At 52.9% G+C, this 15,884-nt stretch carries 17 protein-coding genes and 1 riboswitch; of the genes, 14 read left to right on the top strand and 3 right to left on the bottom strand.

Annotated elements, in window-relative coordinates; all coding sequences use genetic code 11:
* The first annotated feature begins 51 nt into the window (after window positions 1-51).
* The 9 genes from ACI48J_RS25575 to rsmI all read left to right on the top strand — a co-directional run bounded on the left by ACI48J_RS25575 (window position 52) and on the right by rsmI (window position 7,312).
* Window positions 52-1,575, top strand: a complete 1,524-nt coding sequence (locus tag ACI48J_RS25575) for an aminotransferase class I/II-fold pyridoxal phosphate-dependent enzyme (RefSeq protein ID WP_405080822.1) — start codon at window positions 52-54, stop codon at window positions 1,573-1,575.
* Between the two features lie 46 nt (window positions 1,576-1,621).
* Window positions 1,622-2,287 carry a dTMP kinase gene (gene tmk, locus ACI48J_RS25570; RefSeq protein ID WP_009671873.1) on the top strand — a complete coding sequence of 222 codons (666 nt, stop codon included), beginning with the start codon at window positions 1,622-1,624 and terminating at the stop codon, window positions 2,285-2,287.
* 19 nt (window positions 2,288-2,306) lie between these two features.
* The gene (locus ACI48J_RS25565) at window positions 2,307-2,636 is read left to right on the top strand and encodes a cyclic-di-AMP receptor (protein ID WP_009671881.1); all 330 of its coding nucleotides are present in this window, start codon (window positions 2,307-2,309) and stop codon (window positions 2,634-2,636) included.
* Window positions 2,637-2,694: 58 nt separating this feature from the next.
* Window positions 2,695-3,141 carry a YaaR family protein gene (locus ACI48J_RS25560; RefSeq protein ID WP_326055248.1) on the top strand — a complete coding sequence of 149 codons (447 nt, stop codon included), beginning with the start codon at window positions 2,695-2,697 and terminating at the stop codon, window positions 3,139-3,141.
* A 20-nt stretch (window positions 3,142-3,161) separates the two neighbouring features.
* Complete coding sequence (gene holB / locus ACI48J_RS25555) at window positions 3,162-4,139, top strand: DNA polymerase III subunit delta' (RefSeq protein ID WP_218231789.1); 978 nt, start codon at window positions 3,162-3,164, stop codon at window positions 4,137-4,139.
* Between the two features lies 1 nt (window position 4,140).
* Window positions 4,141-4,944: a stage 0 sporulation family protein gene (locus ACI48J_RS25550; RefSeq protein ID WP_016424270.1), complete on the top strand. Its 804-nt coding sequence runs from the start codon at window positions 4,141-4,143 to the stop codon at window positions 4,942-4,944.
* A gap of 36 nt (window positions 4,945-4,980) precedes the next feature.
* Entirely contained in the window at window positions 4,981-5,319 is a 339-nt protein-coding gene (yabA, locus tag ACI48J_RS25545; protein ID WP_326055251.1) for a DNA replication initiation control protein YabA, read from the top strand.
* A 74-nt stretch (window positions 5,320-5,393) separates the two neighbouring features.
* A complete protein-coding gene (locus ACI48J_RS25540; RefSeq protein WP_326055253.1) occupies window positions 5,394-6,191 on the top strand; it encodes a tRNA1(Val) (adenine(37)-N6)-methyltransferase in 798 nt (265 codons plus the stop codon).
* 287 nt (window positions 6,192-6,478) lie between these two features.
* On the top strand, window positions 6,479-7,312 hold the full coding sequence (rsmI, locus tag ACI48J_RS25535; RefSeq protein ID WP_326055278.1) for a 16S rRNA (cytidine(1402)-2'-O)-methyltransferase: 834 nt from the start codon (window positions 6,479-6,481) through the stop codon (window positions 7,310-7,312).
* Window positions 7,313-7,680: 368 nt separating this feature from the next.
* On the opposite strand, the gene ACI48J_RS25530 is transcribed toward rsmI, so the two are convergent.
* Entirely contained in the window at window positions 7,681-7,935 is a 255-nt protein-coding gene (locus ACI48J_RS25530) for an AbrB/MazE/SpoVT family DNA-binding domain-containing protein (protein ID WP_009671874.1), read from the bottom strand.
* Window positions 7,936-8,275: 340 nt separating this feature from the next.
* Between ACI48J_RS25530 and ACI48J_RS25525 the strand changes: the two genes are divergently transcribed.
* On the top strand, window positions 8,276-9,550 hold the full coding sequence (locus tag ACI48J_RS25525; RefSeq protein WP_326055254.1) for an HD domain-containing protein: 1,275 nt from the start codon (window positions 8,276-8,278) through the stop codon (window positions 9,548-9,550).
* Window positions 9,551-9,586: 36 nt separating this feature from the next.
* On the top strand, window positions 9,587-10,354 hold the full coding sequence (locus ACI48J_RS25520) for a TatD family hydrolase (protein WP_405080821.1): 768 nt from the start codon (window positions 9,587-9,589) through the stop codon (window positions 10,352-10,354).
* Here the strand turns inward: ACI48J_RS25520 and ACI48J_RS25515 are convergent.
* Entirely contained in the window at window positions 10,337-11,599 is a 1,263-nt protein-coding gene (locus tag ACI48J_RS25515; protein ID WP_405080819.1) for an ABC transporter permease, read from the bottom strand. The genes ACI48J_RS25520 and ACI48J_RS25515 overlap by 18 nt on opposite strands.
* Entirely contained in the window at window positions 11,596-12,339 is a 744-nt protein-coding gene (locus tag ACI48J_RS25510; protein WP_405080817.1) for an ABC transporter ATP-binding protein, read from the bottom strand. The genes ACI48J_RS25515 and ACI48J_RS25510 overlap by 4 nt, the downstream gene beginning before the upstream one ends.
* Window positions 12,340-12,627: 288 nt before the next feature.
* Window positions 12,628-12,823: riboswitch (cyclic di-AMP (ydaO/yuaA leader) on the top strand.
* Between the two features lie 284 nt (window positions 12,824-13,107).
* On the opposite strand from ACI48J_RS25510, the gene ACI48J_RS25505 reads away from it, so the two are divergent.
* The 3 genes from ACI48J_RS25505 (at window position 13,108) to rsmA (ending at window position 15,850) form a co-directional block, all read left to right on the top strand.
* A complete protein-coding gene (locus ACI48J_RS25505) occupies window positions 13,108-14,229 on the top strand; it encodes a ubiquitin-like domain-containing protein (protein WP_326055260.1) in 1,122 nt (373 codons plus the stop codon).
* A 106-nt stretch (window positions 14,230-14,335) separates the two neighbouring features.
* Window positions 14,336-14,881 (top strand): ribonuclease M5, encoded by a 546-nt coding sequence (rnmV, locus tag ACI48J_RS25500; protein ID WP_009671863.1) that lies wholly within the window; start codon window positions 14,336-14,338, stop codon window positions 14,879-14,881.
* Between the two features lie 48 nt (window positions 14,882-14,929).
* Window positions 14,930-15,850 (top strand): 16S rRNA (adenine(1518)-N(6)/adenine(1519)-N(6))-dimethyltransferase RsmA, encoded by a 921-nt coding sequence (gene rsmA, locus ACI48J_RS25495; protein WP_326055262.1) that lies wholly within the window; start codon window positions 14,930-14,932, stop codon window positions 15,848-15,850.
* The last annotated feature ends 34 nt before the right edge of the window (window positions 15,851-15,884 follow it).

The following is a 15,884-nucleotide window of genomic DNA, read 5'->3' as shown; positions in this document are numbered from 1 at the left end:
AGGTATGCTTAATTTACTTCATGAATATAAGATTTCAAAGGATGCTTGGATATGCCAAATCGCGAAAACGCGCCCCTTTTCGAAAAAATGAGGGAGCATTATGAACGAAGACCGGTCAGTTTCCATGTACCCGGTCATAAATCAGGCAGGGGAGCGGACCGTGAGGCCGCTCCTTTTTTTGAGCCGCTGATGGCGCTCGACTATACCGAGATCAGCGGCCTGGACGATCTCCACCAACCCGAAGAGGCGATCCGCGAGGCGCAGGATCTCGCGGCGGATTGTTTCGGGGCGGAAGAGACGTTTTTTCTCGTTGGTGGCAGTACGGCCGGCAACCTGGCCATGATCATGTCGCTGTGCGGGCCCGGCGACATTCTTCTCGTGCAGCGCAACGCCCACAAATCCGTGCTTCACGGATTGATGCTGGCTGGCGCGCACGCGGTGTTTATTTCCCCGCAGACCGACGGGGAAAGCGGTATACCCGCCTCCGTGAGGTTGAGCGACGTCGAAGACGCGCTCTCCCGGTATCCGGAGGCGAAGGGGCTGCTGCTGACCAATCCGAACTATTACGGAATGGGAGTGAATTTGCGCCCCTATGCCGATCTGATGCACCGGCACGGCCTGCCGCTGCTGGTGGATGAGGCCCACGGGGCGCATTACGGCTTTCATCCGGCGCTGCCGGAGTCCGCGCTTGCATGCGGAGCCGACGCCGTGGTCCAATCCACCCACAAGATGCTTACGGCGATGACGATGGGGGCGATGCTTCATCTCCGGCATGACCGGATGGACCGGGAGAGGATACGGATGCTGCTTGCGATGCTGCAAAGCTCCAGCCCGTCCTATCCGATCATGGCTTCTCTCGACCTAGCCAGGAGACAGATGCACCTCCATGGGAAAAGGTTGGTCGGAGAAGGGCTGAAAGCCGTTCAAAGACTTCGTGACGGTCTGGAGGACATATACGGTTTCAGGCAGTTGAAACATCATTCGGCACAAGCCGCATACGAGCATATGGACCCTTTCAAAGTGACGATATACGACGGGACGGGAACGTTGAGCGGCTCCGAACTGCAAGGTTTTTTAGAAGAAGCCGGTTGTTTTGTGGAGCTTGCCGCGGATAAAGCCGTTCTGCTTCTTCTGACGCCCGCCTCGACCGTTAAGGATGCGGAGAGAGCCTTGGGAGTTTGTGAAGCCATTTCCAAGGAATACTTGACAAATAAGCAGGAACTTCCGGGCATCAGCCCGAATAGTATGTATAAGCCTCTTCTTAACTCCGTTTCCAAACCCGTTCCCATGAACATACCCGTTACCCGAGACATGAAGAACAGCGTACAGGACCCTGTATGCGTCATGCCGATTGAGAGTTCCGCCGGAAAAAGATCCGCTGAAATGGTGGTCCCTTATCCTCCCGGAATTCCTTTGCTGTATCCTGGAGAGCTTATTCAAGAGGATACGGCGGCAGAGCTTAAGCGGCTGGCCGAATCGGGAGCGAGATTTCACGGAAGCCGGGAGGCGGCGAAAGGCAGCCTGAGGGTTCTGACGGACACTCCGGAGGATGCTCATAATAGCAACATAGAATAACTTCCGGCCGGAAGGTTGGTTTCGTTTTTATTTTTAGGAGGGTAATGTGAAAGAACTATTTCTTACATTCGAGGGTCCTGACGGCTCGGGTAAAACGACGCAGCTGCGGAGACTGGCCGAATCGCTGCAGGCGCTCGGATATGATACAGTCGTAACACGGGAGCCGGGAGGCACACCGATCAGCGACCACATACGCAGTCTTGTTCTTACGCCGGATTACAAGGAGATGGCGGATCATACGGAGGTCCTGCTCTATGCCGCATCGCGTGCCCAGCACGTCCGGGAATTTATCGTACCGGCGCTGAAAGCGAACCGCATCGTGCTTTGCGACCGCTTTGTCGATGCGAGCCTGGCTTATCAGGCTTACGGTCTTGGAATCAGCTTCGATGAGGTGGCGGCCATTAACCGTTTTGCGACCGGAGGACTGGAGCCTACACGCACATATTTGCTGGATGTTCCGGTTGAAACGAGCCGCCGGAGGCTTTTGGCCAGGACGCAGTCGGCCGGCGGAGAAGGTCTTGACCGTATTGAACAGAAGGGCGAGGCCTATCACACCCGGGTGCGGGAAGGGTTTATGAAGATCCTGGAACAGAATCCCAAGCGGATCTGCCTGATTGATGCAGACCGTACCCAGGATGAAATCGCTCATGATATTTTGCAGGATTGTAAACAACTGTTAGATCGTGTCTTTTTTCCAAAGCCTGAGGTATAATGAAAGAGGGGGATCTGCGATGAAACTCGTAATCGCCGTTGTTCAAGACAAAGACAGCAATCGTCTTTCCAATGCTTTGATCAAGGAAGGGTTCCGTGCAACCAAGCTGGCCAGTACCGGAGGTTTTCTGCGGGCAGGCAACACGACGTTCATGATCGGTATCGAGGATGAGCGGGTTCCGGAAGTTTTCAAAGTGATCAAGGCTAACTGCAAAGTCCGTGATCAGCTTGTTACGCCGGTATCGCCGATGGGCGGTACGACAGATTCATATATTCCGTTCCCGGTAGAAGTACAGGTCGGCGGTGCAGCCGTATTCCTGCTTCCGGTCGAACGTTTTGAGCACTTCTAAATCGGCAGGGACCGACCGACGTAACCCGCCAATACGCAACAAAAGGGGAGCATGAAGCTTGAAAATCAACCCGGGGTGGCAGCCGATCGGTAAGAACGTAAAGGTTCCGGAAACGGCTCCGACTCTTCAATCGCCTCCCAAAGACTTTTCCGCCTTTATGCTCAAGCATGACGAGAAGGTCACCATGGAGCAGCTTAACCGGATGCTTCAGCAGATCGGGCTCCAGGGTGACCGTCTTTCCAGATCCATGAAGCTGCGGGAACTTCGGGAGTACAAGCTGCTGATCAAGCAGTTTCTGGAGGAAACGGCCCGTCAGGGAGTCGGCTTGCGCGAAACTCGCGGATGGGACAGGAGAGGCCGGACGAAGAGGTACAAGCTGCTGGAGGAAGTAGACGGCGCTCTGCTTAGCATGGCGGACGATCTGCTTGAAACCGAGCAGGGACGGCTGGAAATTTTGCAGCGAATAGGCGAGATACGGGGCATGCTGATCCACTTTTTATTTTAAAGACAGTGGAGAATATACAAATGTCTTTTCAAACGATCCCAGGCCAGGAGACGGCCAAACGCATATTGCAAAGCGGCTTGCGGCAGGATAGAATATCGCACGCTTATATATTTAGCGGTCCGGTAGGTACGGGGAGGAAGCAGACGGCCCTTATGCTTGCGAAAGCGATCTACTGCACGAACCTCAAGGATGACGCCTGCGGGGAATGCCTGGAATGCAGGAAGGTCGAGCATGGCAACCATCCGGATCTTTACCAAATTGAGCCCGATGGGGCTTCCATCAAGATCGACCAGATTCGCGAGCTGCAGAAGCAGTTTGCCTACCGCTCCGCAGGTTCGGGCACGAAGATTTATATTCTGAATCAAGCGGAGAAAATGACTGTCCAGGCTGCCAACAGCCTGCTTAAGTTTTTGGAAGAACCGAACTCGAAAGTGGTTGCGGTACTCGTTACCGAGAATGGACATGCTCTGCTGCCGACCATCCAGTCCCGGTCTCAATGGATTTCTTTCACACCTATGCCGCGGGCCGAGATGGCGAGAGTACTGCTGGAAGAAGGTCACCCTGCTGCCCTGGTGCAGCCTGCCATTCATTTGACGGCCGGCATACAAGCGGCCAAAGAAATGATTCAGACAAATGGGTTTGCCGAAATCCGCAGCACAATGATACAATTGTTGAGGGAAACGCTGACACGCTATCCGTCTTCCTTTGTTACGCTGCAGCAGAAGTGGATCAAAGCCGGGCTGGCCGATCATACGGCTCTGCTTTTCGATCTCATGATTTTATGGTTGAAAGACATGGTTTCCCTGCGAATCGGTCGCAAGGAAAATTTCGTATATATCGACCAGATGGATTGGATGGGGCCACTGTCGTTCAAGAGGGAGACCGGAGAATGGGTGCGTTTGCTGGCCCAAGCGGTTGAACTTCAAAAACGGCTGCGTTTTAATGCCAATCCACAGCTGGTTGTCGAGAAAATGCTAGTGGACATACAGGGGGTGTAACATGTATTCCGTCGTAGGTGTCCGCTTTAAGAAGGCGGGCAAGGTGTATTATTTTGATCCCATTGACCTTCCTGTGGAACAAGAGAACGCCGTAATCGTTGAGACCGCCAGAGGCATCGAATATGGTAGAGTGGTCATCGGAAAGAAAACCGTTCAAGAGAACGATGTGGTCCTTCCGCTTAAGAAAGTCATTCGGATTGCGAATCCGACGGATGCCCAGCTTGTTGAAGAGAACAAGAAAGCGGCCAAAGATGCTTTCGGGATTTGTTTGAATAAAATCAAGGATCATCAGCTCAAAATGAAGCTGGTGGACGTGGAATATACATTTGACCGGAATAAAATTATTTTTTATTTTACGGCTGAGGGAAGGGTTGACTTCCGGGAGCTGGTTAAGGACCTGGCGAGCATTTTCAGAACGCGTATCGAACTCCGTCAGATCGGGGTACGGGATGAAGCCAAAATGCTGGGCGGTATCGGACCGTGCGGCCGGATCTTATGCTGTTCCTCATTCCTGGGCGATTTCGAACCGGTGTCGATCAAGATGGCCAAGGACCAGAACCTGTCCCTGAATCCGACCAAAATTTCCGGATTGTGCGGACGGCTTATGTGCTGCTTGAAGTTCGAGCATGACAACTACGAAAGCGCCAAAGACAGCGTGCCTTCCGTAGGAACTTATGTGATTACCTCACTTGGCAACGGCAAGGTGCTTTCACTGAACATGAACGAAAAAACTTGCAAGGTTCAGCTGTACGATATCGGCAAAATAATGGATCTTCCTTTTGACGATGTAGCGGAGCAAGATTAGTTAACGGATGCAGGAAGCGTTACTTGAGGTGAGACAGTGGAGAAACATGAAATGTTTGCGCAAATCGACGGTTTGGAAGAGCAGATCGGAAAAGCATATGCGGAGCTTGGCGATTTGAAGAAAACCATCATTTCTTTGCTTGAGGATAACCAAAGGCTGATGATGGAAAATCAACAGCTTCGCAAATTGCTGAAGCAGGGGGATGCCGAGGAGACGGACTCCGAACCGGAGAAAGGCGTTGAGCCTGTAATCGGCGAGGGATACGACAATCTGGCCCGTCTGTATTATGAAGGCTTCCATATCTGCAATGTCTATTACGGACACCTGCGGACGGAAGGAGACTGTTTGTTCTGCCTGTCTTTCTTAAATAAATAACGTAAGCCGTAGGGAACTTTTCTCTACGGTTTTTTCCATATGAGCATTCCGGTTAAAATAAAGGAGGAGTCCACGTGCAGGTTGCACTGCATGAAACGGAGCGGATCGACGATCTGCTGACACATGATTTGAAAATCATCCAAAGCGAAGAGGTATTTGCCTTTTCTTTGGATGCGGTTTTATTGGCAAGGTTCTGCACGGTGCCTCCACGGGGCAAGATTGTGGATCTGTGCTCCGGAAACGGAGTTATTCCCCTTCTGTTGTCTACAAGGACACCCGCAGCCGAGATCTGGGGAGTCGAAATCCAGGAGCGCTTGGCAGGTATGGGGAAGCGCAATATCGAGCTCAACGGTTTGCAGGAGAGGCTTCACATGGTACATGCCGATCTCAAGCAGATTCACCGGACGCTGGGAGCTTCGCAGTATGATCTGGTGACGGTCAATCCGCCCTATTTGCCGGTCCCGGCGGGCGAACAAAACCGCAACGAACATGTAGCTGCCGCAAGGCACGAGCTTTTCTGCACCCTGGAGGACGTGGTAGCCTCTTCCGCTAAACTGCTGAAAGCCGGAGGCAAGATGGCCATGGTACACCGGCCGAACCGGCTGGTCGATATCTGCACGTTAATGAGACAGTACCGCGTCGAGCCCAAAAGAGTCCGTTTCGTTCACCCGCGGCAGGGGGAAGAGGCGATGATGGTACTGATCGAAGGTATCCGCGACGGTAAAGCGGATATGCGAACTCTTCCGCCGCTCTTCGTTCATGAGGAGGGCGGTCGGTACTGCGGCGAACTTCACGCCGTATTCTACGGGGAGAAGAGCGAGCTGGAAGCAGGCGGGCAAAAAAGCCCGGAAAACGAAAGAAACAGAGGATAACCGGCATGAATTTTAATATACAGCGAAGCTATATAATGAAGAAAGGCGATCAGCGCATAATCGGGAGGGAGGGAGATGCGGCTGCTGCGGTTGATACAGAGTACTGGACAGAGAAAGCAAAGGAACAAGAACCGTTAGAACAGAAAGATTCACCGAACATGGAAAGGCAGGCTGGTGCCGAAGCGATCCGCAAAGATATGTACGGCCAGAATGCGATCTCATCTCTGCCGGAACAGGTTAAGGGAAGGGGCCGCAACCGGGAAACGGAGAAGACGGCCGGTGCGGGAATGCTTTACCTGGTCGGCACTCCGATCGGCAATCTCGAAGACATGACCTACCGGGCTGTCCGTGTCCTGAAGGAAGCGGACCTTATCGCCGCCGAGGATACGCGCCAGACTCGCAAGCTGCTGACTCACTTCGACATTTCCGGAAGGCTCGTCAGCTATCACGAGCACAACAAGCAGGCGAGCGGCCCGGAGCTGGTCCGGCTCATGAGCGAGGGGCAGACCATCGCGCTCGTCAGCGATGCGGGGCTGCCGGCCATCTCCGATCCCGGGCACGATCTTGTCCGGCTGGCAATTGAAGCCGGGGTTACGGTCGTGCCGATCCCAGGAGCGAACGCGGCCTTGTCGGCCCTTATCGCCTCAGGGCTGCCTACCGATGAATTTACCTTCATCGGGTTCCTGCCGCGCGATAAGAAAGATCAGCAGCGGGAGTTGGCGAGGCTGGCGCCTGCGCAGGGCACGCTGCTGTTCTACGAATCCCCCCATCGGGTTGTCCGTACGCTCGAGCAGATGCTCGAATCATGGGGGGATCGGGAGATCTGCCTGGCGCGCGAATTGACGAAGCGCTATGAGGAATTCGGGCGCGGCCGGATCAGCGGGGCGCTGGCCCATCTCGGCGAGCATCCGCCGCAGGGCGAGTACGTCGTCCTCGTGGAGGGACGGAGCGCGGCCGAAACGGCGGAGGCGGAAGCCGCCTGGTGGAAGGAGCTTTCACTGGAGGAGCATGCCGCCCATTACATGGGACAGGGGCTGAGCAAGAAGGAAGCGATCAAAAAGACCGCTTCCGACCGGGGGCTGCCGAAGCGGGACGTCTACAACGAGCTGCTTCAGAATTAAGCTGCCGGTCCAAGAGAAATTATACCGGGGCTTGCGGATATGATTGCAGAGGCTCCGGTATCACCGGGCGGACCAGGGAATGGGTGATTCCCTTCCAAACGAGACTCGATGCAAGCGGTGAAGGAGTTCAGCAGCCGCCATCTGCTTCCGAAAAGACAATGACTGCTGTTGCGATGCTGCACTGAGCGCCGGAAACGTACGGTGCGTCATCTTGTACCTGGCAGCAGAAAGCTTTTTCACGTTTCCGGACAAAAAAATGTCCCTAATCCATGGCGGTGGTCCGCCGGGATCAGAGACGTAGAGGAGATATGAAAAAGGTTAGAATTACCAATGGGAACTTTGCTAGTTCTTATTATATACTATTTTTCTTATTTTGTCACAGGTATTGGCATTTCATTTAAACATTCGTGACAAACAATTTTTCCTTTAAAATAAGTCACATTTTCAGCGTTGCCGCAGAAGATACAAGCAGGCTCATATTTCTTGAGCATGATGCGTTCGCCGTCTACATAAATCTCCAGCGCGTCCTTTTCACCGATACCGAGTGTACGGCGAAGTTCGATTGGAATAACGACACGCCCCAATTCGTCAACTTTTCTTACAATACCTGTGGATTTCATCATATATAAAAGCTCCTTCCAATCTACTGAAATAATTAATCGTCATTATTCGACATAGTTTTCGATATTCATGATACCAAGCATTCCCAAAATAGTCAACCCAAAATTGGTCTCTAATTGCAGTTTTTATATTTAATGAATTCTTTGTGAAATGCCGAATTCCTCCTTAACCCTTAAAAATAAGTGGATCTTTTGCAGTTAACCGCTTTCCTACGAACTGACAATTGTTTTATTTTTGTGACAAGTACCACTTGGTTTGGAAAATGGCCAGAAACATTATTCGACAAATTCCTTGTTTAATTGATCAAATAATCGGCTTTTATGTCGAAAAGGAGGCGGGAAAATGATAGAAGAAAAAGTTTTTAAAGACCCTGTCCATAAATATATTTATGTGCAGGACCGTACGGTTTGGGACCTGATCAACACCAAGGAATTTCAGCGGCTGCGGCGTATCCGCCAGCTGGGCACTTCATTCCTGACCTTTCACGGCGCGGAGCACAGCCGTTTTTCCCACTCGCTCGGCGTTTACGAGATTACGAGAAAGATTATTTCTCAGTTCGAAAGAAATTCATATGCCGACTGGCCGGAGGAGGAAAGGCTGCTTTGTTTATGCGCCGCCCTGCTGCATGATGTCGGTCACGGGCCATTTTCCCACTCTATTGAAAAAGTATTCGGAACGAATCACGAAAATTGGTCCTGCCGGATCATTTTGGGTGACAGTGAAGTAAACCAGGTGCTTTCCAGAGTGTCGCCGACGTTTGCCCACGACGTTGCCGGTGTCATTTGCAAAACCTATCGCAAGGAAATCGTAACGAGTCTCGTCTCGTCCCAGCTCGATGCCGACCGGATGGATTATTTGCTGCGGGACGCGTATTTTACAGGCGTAAATTACGGAACTTTCGATCTGGAGCGTATTCTGAGGGTAGTACGGCCTTATAAAGGGAAAATTGTCGTAAAAGAGAGCGGGATGCATGCCGTCGAAGATTATTTGATGTCCCGTTACCAGATGTACTGGCAGGTTTATTTTCATCCGGTTACCCGGAGTGCGGAAATTTTGCTGGGGAAAGTGCTGGAGTGCGCCAAAGCGTTGTTCGAAGACGGCTACTCGTTTACATTTATGCCGGGGCCGATTCTTCATCTTTTCCAAGGAAAATTGTCGCTGGAGGATTATTTCCTCCTGGACGAATCTTTGATGCAGACGGTTCTGATGTATTGGAGTTTGGAAAAAGACCCCGTGCTGGCTGATTTGTCCGGCCGCTTTCTGCACCGCCGCTTGTTCAAATTCTCGGCCGTGGAAGAGTGGGACAAAGAACTTCTGACGGAATTCCGTGACGCTCTGACGGAGGCCGGGTTTGATGCGGATTATTATCTGGAGCTGGATTTCCCGTCGGACCAGTCGTACGATGTATATCGGCCCGATACCGGCAAGGAAGACAAACAACCCATTCTGCTGCTTGACGGCCAGGATAAACTGACGGAAATTTCGGCACGCTCCGAAATCGTCAAATCGATCTCGGGCATTCATATGGGGCAGCACCGTATATATTATCCCGCCGAGTTGTTTGAAAAAGAGGGTGCCAGGGCTGCGGCTCTCCGTAAGAAGCTGTTCGACGCCTAATTCAAAAAAACAGACGAAACAAAAGGAGTTCCCGTTATGCTGACCGATACTCATACTCATATGAACAATGAAGCTTTCAACGAAGACCGTGATGATGCTATCCAAAGGGCGTGGGACAACGGGGTAACCCGGATTGTTAACGTAGGGTTCAACCGCGAAACCATTCCTTCTTCCATCGAGCTTGCCGAGAAGTACGATTTTATATGGACGACAGTAGGCTGGCACCCGACCGATGCGATCGATATGCGGCCCGGCGACCTTGAATGGATCGAGGAGCTGTGCAAGCACGAGAAAGTAGTGGCGATCGGGGAGATCGGGCTGGACTATCACTGGGATACGTCGCCGAAAGATGTGCAGGCGAAAGTGTTTCGCGAACAGATCCGCCTTGCACGCAAGGTCGGGCTTCCGATCGTGATCCATAACCGCGAAGCTCACCAAGATATCGTCGATATTCTGAAAGAAGAAAAAGCCGCCGAAGTCGGCGGCATTATGCACTGCTATTCCGGCAGCTGGGAAACGGCGAAGCAGTGTCTGGATATGAACTTCCATATTTCCTTCGGCGGTCCCATTACGTTCAAAAACGCCAAGCAGCCCAAGGAAGTCCTCAAGCAGGTGCCGCTTGACCGCCTGCTTATCGAAACGGATGCGCCTTATTTGACGCCTCATCCGTTCCGGGGCAAGCGCAACGAAACGTCTTACGTGCGTCTCGTTGCCGAAGCGGCGGCCGAGCTGCGCGGCATGAGCCTGGAGGAACTGGCCAAAGTGACGACGGACAATGCCGTGCGCTTACTCGGCCTCAAATGAAGCGGTAAATTTCCGCTTCATGACCGTAGCGCAAAGCACGAGGCCCAGCGCTAGCCCCGCAAGCGGGGCGGCTGCATAAACGTCCGCCCCGCTTAGCGCCATCAGCAGGGTAAGAACGATACCCTGCAGGGTGAAAGCCGCGCCGATGATCCGCACCACGGCGTCCACTTTCCGGCGCGGATCTACCGGATAAGTCTGCAGCCAGAACGTGTAGCGGTGCGACTGTTCCAGCGAGGTGAGCTGAATCAGCGAAATGAACATGGCCACGAGGCAGACCGCGGCGGCCACCGGTGCGGATTGAACGGCCGCGGCCGCCAGACCGGCGACAAGCGTGATCCGGACGACGATGCCGAGCAGCTCCGAACGGACAAACGTCTTCGTGAAGAGATACAGATAAAGCGAGGAAGACCGGAACGAATACCGGTTCGTAATTCCGGCCAGCCATCGTCTCTGTTTTACGCGCACAGGAAGCTGGGGCACATCGGCGAAGCCGCTAAAAAACAAGTACAGGCGGTACTGCTGTTTGCGCTCGTTGTCGATGAGGTAATCCCAGGCTACGCCGATTGCCTGCCGACCGGGCCCAAGCCTGTATATGACCGCCCAGACGACAAGTCCCGCCAATAGAACGACCCCGCCCGGAAGCGGCCCCGTACCGAACAAGGCGAAAACGACGGCTGCGCTTAAGACCCAGCGGTACCCCGCTGAGATCAGACGCCATCCGGGGGATGAAAAACGGCCTTCCTGCCACGAGCCGAGCAGGTTGGCTGTTTTTATTAGAAGAACAAAAATCGCCATCAGCCACAAAGGCTGTCCTTCCGTACCCGTGCAGTGTTTGTACAAAGGCCACGCAATCAGCATCAGAACGAGGGATCGTGCGGCCTGGATTCCCAGGCTGTAGCGGAAAGCCGCCCGGAAGAATACGTTCATAACGGGTTCCAGAGGAAGCAGAAACACCCGGTCCGCATTCTTTAGAAGGGTTCGCACTGAGCCGGCTGCGAGGGCCGGAACGAGGACGAGCAGAACGATCCAAATGTAGGGAAAAGATGTCGGAAGCTGCTGAAGTATTTTTGCATAATAATAGGAAGAAACGATAAAAATCAGGAAAAGAAAACCGAAAAACTGGCTTCTTGCGACATAAGCCCAGTAGCGGGACGTTTCTTGACGGTAATGGTCGAATCTGCGCTTCCACAGCTGACGGACATCCCCTGCCGTGCCCTCTCTGTGAACGGCTGCTTCTTGGTTCATGCCGGATTCCTCCGCACCAGCTCATAGAACAGCTCGTCCAGGGTCGCATCGGACAGCCCGGTTTGTTGTCTCAGCTCGTCGAGTGTGCCCTGGGCAAGAATCCGTCCCTGATGGAGAACGACGAACCGGTCGCAGTATCTTTCGATCGTGGCCAGGATGTGGGAACAGATCAGGAAGCTGGCGCCCCGGCTCTTGAAGTCCGCCATAATGTCGAGAAGAGAGCGCATCGCCAGCGGGTCAAGGCCGAGGAACGGCTCGTCAATGACATAAAGCGCGGGCTCGACAAGAAACGCATTCATGATCATGACTTTCTGCTTCATCCCTTTGGATAGCTGGCCCGGGAAGCTTTTGCGTTTAGGCTCCATCTGGAACTCGCTCATCAGGCGGCCGGCACGTTCTTTGAACGCTTCCTTCGGAATATCGTAAGCCATCGCCGTCAGTTCCAAATGTTCTTCAATCGTGAGATCGTCGTACAATTCGGGAGACTCCGGGACGAAAGAATACGAGGACCGGTAGCCGAGCGGATCCTCCTCCAGAGTCCGGTTACGGATGCGGACGCTGCCTTCCTGTGGCTTCAGGAGCCCGAGGATATGTTTGATGGTCGTGCTTTTTCCCGCCCCGTTGAGTCCAATCAGACCGACCATTTCACCTTGTCCGACTGTAATTTCGAGATCGCGGAGAATCGGTTTTCCGGGCAAATAGCCTCCGCTGAGACGGGAAATGTGAAGAATCGGATCCATGCCTTCACCTGCTTTTCTTCAATCGGTTATTGCGGCTTTCGGCCTTTTCGGGCGGATTGCCGTATCTTTTATTATAGTCAAAAAATGCCTGGAAGCCCAATGTCCAAGCGGAACGGCGGAAATGGGGAAAACTAGAAGCGAGATAACGGGAGAAAAAAGGAGAACGACTGCAAGATAATTAGATAAATGCCAGTGGTTTGGTTAAATTTGCTTATTTTTAGGGAATATGCCCCCTTTACAGGTTGGATATTTGAGCGTAATATACTTTCATGATAACTTAATAAACGCCAAGTTTTAACGCTGAGTTTCCGTAAAAGGAAAACGGGGGAACCGCTGTCAAGGTCGGAACAGCTTTGGGCCGATACAACAGGAAACAATTTGGGGTGAATCTCAATGGCAGGTGCAGGCAGCACCGCCGGCGAGTAGGGCAGCTCTCACGGCCCGAATCCGTCAGCTAACCTCGTAAGCGTACCGGGAGAGATAACCAACTGTCGTGTCATTCTGTTTAGTCGCGCTCACACACAGGCCACCGGGAAGCTTTCTCTTTCCGATGGCCTTTTTTGTTCCATATCGGACGGGTATTCGACCCGCATACAGGTAAACATCAAGCGGAGGTGATGCCGACCCCGTAGAGACTGAGAGCAACCGATCAGCCGGCGGGAAAGAGCCAATTGCAAGGGTTCCGTTAGGAACCGCCAAATAAACCTAAGTCGCGTCCAAATCATCATGCGTATCACAGAGGCGAGGCTTTGAAGGAGGACCGAAGAAGTGGGCAATATCTCGCAATCAGAGACCCATGTTAAGCGATCATCCAGCATGTCCTTCGCATTGCGATGGAAGCATGAAAACTTGCGTATGATCATCCTTGCAGCTATCATTTCATTCGCTTTGACTTTCATGTTTTTGGTGTTGTTATACGGTACGGCTGGTAAAAGCGTATCATTGGTGGTAAACGGACGAGAAACCGTTGTGGAAACAAGACAATGGGTCCTGCAGCGCCTACTGGATGAACAAGCCATTACAATCGGTGAGCACGATCAGGTATCTATGCCGCTTGACGGCAAGATTCAAGACGGTCAGAAGATTGTCATCGATCATGCATCACCCGTACAGCTAACTGCCGACGGGCAGACACAAACTGTGCATACCACTGCGAAAACGGTAGATCAAGTTCTGCAAGATTCAAATATTTCGCTCGGAGAGCACGACAAAGTGACTCCGGCCAAAGACACGGAGCTTTCAGCCAATGCGGCTATCGAAGTTGTCCGGGTGAAGAAAGAAACGGAAGAAATTTCGGAGCCCATCGCATTCGGTGTGGTCAAGAAATCCGATGAGGATCTGCTGAAAGGCAAAGAGCAGGTCGTACAGGAAGGCCAGGAAGGCGTATTGGTCAAAAAGAAAGAGAAGATTTACGAAAACGGAAAACTCGTATCCGAGCAAGTTATCGATCAAGCAGTCAAAAACGCAAGTGTGGATAAGATTGTGGCTGTAGGCACAAAAAATCCGGTCGTTACGGTGGCAGCCGCATCCGAACCGGTTAAGCCTAAGCAGGTAACTAAAGCAGGTACCGACATAGACGCGAAGAAAATATTAAAGAACGTTACCTTGACCGCTTACTCTTCCCAAGAGCCGGGCGTAGGTAACCGGACCGCCAGCGGAACGAAACCTGTTCAAGGCCAGACGATTGCCGTAGATACATCAGTCGTGCCGTTAGGCTGGTGGGTGTACATTGAAGGCATCGGATACCGCCGTGCAGAAGATACGGGCGGTGCTATTAAAGGCCAGAAAATGGACGTTTATTTCGACAGTATGAGTTATGCCAAGACTTTCGGTGTGAAACGGGGATATACCGTTTACGTCATCGGTCCGAATAAACCGACACAAGATTAGGATAACATGTTACCTGTAACGAAGATTTACAAACCGGTAACAAACCGTATGCAAAAAGAAGAGGGACACCCTCTTCTTTTTGTGCGCTTAAGAGAGGATAAAGAACATGATCAAAGAAATCATTGTCGTCGAAGGAAAAGACGATACAACCGCCATCAAGCGGGCAGTTGAAGCGGATACGATCGAAACCGGAGGATCGGCAATCAATCGGGCAATTCTGGATCGTATCCGGCTGGCCCAGGAGCGCAGAGGGGTCATTGTCTTCACGGATCCGGATCATGCGGGGGAGCGCATCCGTAAAATCATTTCGGGCAAGGTGCCCGGCTGCAAACATGCTTTTCTCCCCCAGGAACTTGCCGAGAAGCGGGGGGACATCGGAGTCGAGAACGCGACTCCGGACGCTATACGGTCCGCTCTAGCGAACGTAAAGACCGAATATGAGGGCGCCGCGTCTCTTTTGACATGGGAGGATTTGATCGCCGCCGGCCTCGTTGTTCATCCCGATGCAGCAGCCAGACGGCTGGAAGTAGGAAAAAAGCTCGGAATCGGGTATTGTAATGGTAAGCAGTTTTACAAGCGCTGCGCCGCTTTTCAAATTTCCCGGGAAGAGTTCGAAGCTGCGGTAGAGCAGTTGGACCGTCCGGATCAATAATTCACGCACAGGCAGCTTTCGTCAGGGACGGAAGCTTGGAGGATGACTATGAAATTAAATGAACAAGGCAGCGGCCCGTCCTTTGCTTCTGAAGATGTGGCAACGCCCAAACGGACCAAAGATATTCTAAACCGGCACAATCTGGTGCTCAAAAAAAGTCTGGGACAGAACTTTCTTACGGACGGCAACGTTCTGCGCAACATCATCTCCGCGGCGGAGCTCTCTCCCGAGAAGGGGGCGCTGGAAATCGGGCCCGGAATCGGCGCCCTGACCCAGCAGCTGGCGAAAGAGGCCGGCCGCGTCGTGGCGGTGGAGATCGACCAGCGTCTGCTCCCCATCCTGCGGGAGACACTGTCGCCCTATCCGACGGCCGAGGTCGTCCACGGCGACGTGTTGAAGCTCGATCTGAGGCAGCTGATCGAGGAGAAATTCTCCGGCTTGTCCGGAATCAGTGTCGTCGCCAACCTTCCGTATTACATCACGACGCCGATCATCATGAAGCTGCTCGAAGAAAAGCTTCCGCTCGAAAACATCGTCGTGATGATCCAGAAGGAAGTGGCGGACCGGATGGCGGCCAAGCCGGGCGGCAAGGAGTACGGCAGCCTCAGCATCGCCGTACAATTCTATTGCGAAGCGGAACTGGTTACGATCGTTCCGCGCACCGTTTTCGTGCCGCAGCCGAACGTCGACTCGGCTGTAATCCGTCTGCGTCTGCGCAAAGGACCTCCCGTCGAAGTAGCGGACGAAGACTTCTTCTTCGAGGTGGTACAGGCCAGCTTTGCGCAGCGGCGCAAAACGATCTATAACAACCTCGGAGCCCGGTTCTTCTCCAAAGAGAACAAACGCGATTTGGAGGCTCTTCTGCTGGAGGCGGGCATCGAGCCAAGCCGCCGAGGCGAAACGCTCAGCATGGAGGAATACGGCCGCGTGGCGGAAGCTCTGCGGAACTGCCCGACATGCAGCAAATAGAAGCGGGCTAATCACCAATTGCCCATCCCTGCCA

Source organism: Paenibacillus chitinolyticus, assembly GCF_045038035.1.
GTDB lineage: Bacteria > Bacillota > Bacilli > Paenibacillales > NBRC-103111 > Paenibacillus_F > Paenibacillus_F chitinolyticus_A.
Note: the sequence above shows the minus strand (reverse complement) of the source record. Positions and strands in the feature narration are given on the sequence as shown.